A 4,264-nucleotide genomic window follows, 5' to 3' on the forward strand; every position below is an offset into this window, starting at 1 on the left:
ATTATTATCAAATTCGACAGCATTCTCCTGTTTGTGAATTGCAACGACATTTTTAAATTTTCCGATGTCAATGCCAATAAAATTTTGATAAGATGTAACAACAATAAACCTCGATAGTTTTGTTAATTTAAGATTGTAAACTGGTGCATATATATATTTCCCAAACAACTATTCAAACGTATCGAGAGATAGGGCTAGTGTGCCTTGATAAGAAAGGTTGTAATACCAATTTTTTCTCGGTCGCACACGCACATGATAACTCTATTCCTATAGTGAGTAGGGTTATCTTTCTCTCTTATCTCTTTTATATCACATTTTTAACTTACAATCTTTTTACTCTCCTTAATAACCCTTTCAATAATCCGTGCATTTTCTAAAGCAAATATTCCACAATTCGAACCATCGAGCTGCTGTTCAAATGATAAGTCATGAATTTCAATATCTTTTCCCTCATTATCAGACACAGCTTCATTTAATTGATTATATCGCATTTCAGCTCCGCCACCGTCACGTATTGGGTTTCCCTCAGAATCAACAAAGAAAACGCGACTTTTGTGTGCAACTAACAATGCCCAGTGAATACCACCCTCATCAACAATTGATATTAATATTTTATCTCGATTATCCTTCCACAGATCTATCTGTTCCCGCGCAAGTCGATCACGATCCACAAAGATTACGCCATCATCTACATTCCACTTATAGCAGTGTCTTGCTAATTCGGAGAGTTCATCATTCCATAGCTAATGTATGTAGAAACCTTTGAAGGTGTTATCAATAAAATGCCCTTCTTTACGCCCCTTAGCCGCAATACGTGATTGAAGTGTAATATTGTTATCACAATCTCTATTCAACATAAATACATTAGGAGCTCCGAGCTTATCTAGTTCCTTTGCATCGTTATAGCTAATATCATTATCACTGAGATCAAGTTTCTCAAGCTTTGTAAGTTTCGCAAATAATTCTGCTGCCCCATTATAGCTAACGTAGTAGTTTTGTCTTAAATTAAGGCTAGTAAGGTGAGTTAGTTTAGCCAATTCTCTCGCATCTTCATCACGAGCTTGACAATTCGATAGACAAAGTCCTGTAATGTCTGGTTTACTCTGTAAATTTTTTACTAGTGCTTTTATATCTAGTCGCTTCCCTCTCGCACGAACACAAAAGGGTTTATCTTTTTCGTCTTTGCAATCTCTGCAGTTTGTTTGTTTCCCAATTTCTTTTCCTTATAATCTATATAAACATATTAACCAATATTTCAGCAATTGTCAAATAAATTAAACAACAGAAAGTACCGTACTCTATAACGCTACAAAAATTTCAATTATTTACTTTTACCAAAACCATAAAAAGTACGTACCTTTGTAAGAGCTTGTTTGGCAAAAATAGGGTTGTGAAAATATAAGCTTGAATTTGTGGTAGTAAAGTTAGGCAAACTAGTTCCTATATAAATTTAGTAAAAGTAAGCCAATATAGCCAATCTCAGTGGATATTAAAATTACTATAAACAAAAGTTCGCAAGGAACTAGCTGTAACCTGCTTGCAATCTTAACTTGGTGCGTATTTAGCACTCCCTTTACTTCGGTTAGCTATGAGTATCAACTCATTTTCCTCAATGGTGTCATGTAAAACTGCTAGTTTGGCATTAACTATGAGCCACATGTGAAAAAGTACAGTTATCCATTTTATTACCTGTTTGATTATTTTCAGACTTTCGGAATTCACTTCTAAGCCTTTTAAGTACAGTTGTAAAATCTGACATAGTAAGCTTTATATCATCTTCATTTACTTCTTCAGTTCGGTATATAACATGAAGCTTTACTTCGTTTACCAAATGACTAATATCAGCTCCAGAAAAGCCCTTGGTTTTGTCTGCAAGATATTTAAGATCTAACTCTTCTGTTGGTAAATCCTTTATATAAAATTTTAATATTTCTTTACGTAAACCCTCATCTGGTAAAGGAATATGAATTTTTTTAGAGAAGCGGCCAGCTCTGAGCAATGCGCTATCTAAAGTTTCTATACGGTTAGTTGCAGCAATCACGATTATATCTTTATTGTTTTTGAATCCATCCATCTCGGTCAACAGTTGATTCAAAGTCTGATTTTGGTTTCTGCTTGTAGGATGATTGTCAGAAATGCGCTTTCCGCCAATGGCATCTATTTCATCTATAAAAATTACGCAAGGAGCATTTTGTCTCGCTTGTTTAAAAAGGTCACGTACATGATATACACCTTGGCCTGAATATTTCCCAACTAGCTCAGAACCTGAAATACTTATAAACGATCTATCAGTTTCACCTGCAATTGCACGAGCAAGAAGAGTTTTACCAGTACCAGGAGGGCCATAAAAAACATGGCCTACTGGTGGCTTATACTGCAACTTTCTCATTTTCTCCTGCATTTTTTCTGATATTTGATTGCATATTACTTTTAACCCTTTCTTTAACTCGTCTTTGATTACAATATCGTTAAATGTTATTCTTTCATCTTGGTCAACTATTTTTATTAAGTCTTTTACTTCTTGCTCATACTGATTATCAAACAAATCCTTCCTCTTCTCCTTTATAACGAATCTATTTCTTTGAGTTAATTTTACCGAATTAGCTGATTTTTCTTTGTTTTCTCCCTCAGTATTTGTTATACTTAAGCCTTGCATTTCTTTGGTATCATCTATTTTAGCACTAGGTTCACACACTTTGTATGTAATATACCTAACTATAAATGCGAGTGCGAACACAAGCACAGCCGCACCTATTACATATAATATCTCTGGCGCAACTATAGTGGCCTCAGTTATACCAGGTACTTTCATATCAGTCACAAAAGTTGTTGTTATTACTACTGTAGCACACAGTGTTATCATTAAGTAAAAAGCGATATTACTTCTACTTGTTGCTTTTTCCAGCTTCTTTAAGTACCAAGATCCATTTGGATATTTAGATGTATAAATCTCTACTGAAGTTTTACCATTATGATTCTTTGACCAAGGATCAACATTCTTTCCTATCAAAGTTAGTATTATTTCCTCACTACAACTATCAGCAGCATAGTGCAAAAGATTATTTCCTTCACCATCTATTATATCAGTACCTTTTTCCCTATCTAAGAAAAACTTTACTATACAATCTGCTACCTCGGTACGTTTTTGTAGGAGCTTTCACTAAGAGAGTACTTATATCTCTTTTGTCGATATGTGTTTCTTCTTTTATCAAAAGCTTTACTAGCTCAGTATGAGCGTTTTGAACAGCTAAACGTAAAGGGGTATCGTAACCACAATTAATATTTGCCCCTTTGCTTATTAGAAATTCTGCTATTTACTTATAACCCTCCATAGCAGCTAGCGTAAAGTAGTAAGTTCAGAAGTGGTATAAAAATAAATTCCTTTATCAACATCGATTTCTTCTACTCCTAATAAAGCCTTTACTAAATTTGTAGCACAAATTGCAGTAGCTATGTACAATAAAGTAACTTTTGTGTTCCTTTTATCAGGTTAACCCTCTTTCACGGTAAACAGATGATTTATGTTAAATTGATTCTCTTCCCACTTTTGATATGCAACTTCACTTTTCTTTTTTAGCTCATCTTTTATTTTATCAACTACGTTAAGCCCACTTAAGTCATTTTCCTTACTTACTGAAGCTAACATTTCTGCTAGCGATACCTCATCAGACATAAATCTTTCTAGTTAAATAAACCACAGTTAATTTATAACATATTCTGAAAAAGAAATAAAGATTTTTATTTTTTCTCAATTCAACAGAAACTTACTACAAATTAGCGTTACAAAAAATCCGATTATTTACTCTTTACCAAAAGTGCAAAAAGTACGTATCTTTGTGAGAGCTTATTTGGTAAAAATAAAATTGTGGAAATAGAAGCTTAAAATTGTTGTAAAAAAGTTAGGCAAGCTAGTTCGTATGCATATTTGGTAAAAGTAAGCTAATATAGCTAATTTCAGCGAATAGCAAAGTTACTATAAACAAAAGTTCGCAAGGAACTAGTGGTATACATCGAGTAAATAAATTTATTACCTATCTTTGCCTAAGTGGTGCAAACCACCGGAAGGATGTCATCCAAGTAGCCCCTCTTCTTGTCATTCAAGTGGCTGACACTGGGATCCAGGATGCTACTTTAGTAATAAATATTTAAAAAATTTACCAAATAAAAAAAAAAGACAAAAGAAATCCCGTGGTAGAAGTTGCTCACTCTCTAATCCTGCAAATTGGCGTACTATACTGTCTTAAACGACTTATAAGCGCGTTTC

At 33.8% G+C, this 4,264-nt stretch carries 5 protein-coding genes and 1 pseudogene; all 6 read right to left on the bottom strand.

Going from position 1 to position 4,264, the window contains the following annotated elements; all coding sequences use genetic code 11:
* Window positions 1–105 (bottom strand): annotated as a pseudogene (locus AB6N09_RS05495) (IS110 family transposase); the annotation flags it as partial.
* 212 nt (window positions 106–317) lie between these two features.
* Complete coding sequence (locus tag AB6N09_RS05500; RefSeq protein ID WP_411131925.1) at window positions 318–671, bottom strand: C48 family peptidase; 354 nt, start codon at window positions 669–671, stop codon at window positions 318–320.
* A 72-nt stretch (window positions 672–743) separates the two neighbouring features.
* Window positions 744–1,037, bottom strand: coding sequence for a hypothetical protein (locus tag AB6N09_RS05505; protein WP_411131926.1), 294 nt, complete (start codon window positions 1,035–1,037; stop codon window positions 744–746).
* Between the two features lie 605 nt (window positions 1,038–1,642).
* On the bottom strand, window positions 1,643–3,055 hold the full coding sequence (locus AB6N09_RS05510; RefSeq protein ID WP_411131927.1) for an ATP-binding protein: 1,413 nt from the start codon (window positions 3,053–3,055) through the stop codon (window positions 1,643–1,645).
* A gap of 43 nt (window positions 3,056–3,098) precedes the next feature.
* Window positions 3,099–3,314, bottom strand: a complete 216-nt coding sequence (locus AB6N09_RS05515) for an ankyrin repeat domain-containing protein (RefSeq protein WP_411131929.1) — start codon at window positions 3,312–3,314, stop codon at window positions 3,099–3,101.
* A gap of 176 nt (window positions 3,315–3,490) precedes the next feature.
* Window positions 3,491–3,673, bottom strand: coding sequence for a hypothetical protein (locus tag AB6N09_RS05520; RefSeq protein WP_411131928.1), 183 nt, complete (start codon window positions 3,671–3,673; stop codon window positions 3,491–3,493).
* Window positions 3,674–4,264: the final 591 nt, after the last annotated feature.

This window comes from Wolbachia endosymbiont of Tettigetta isshikii (assembly GCF_041154185.1).
GTDB lineage: Bacteria > Pseudomonadota > Alphaproteobacteria > Rickettsiales > Anaplasmataceae > Wolbachia.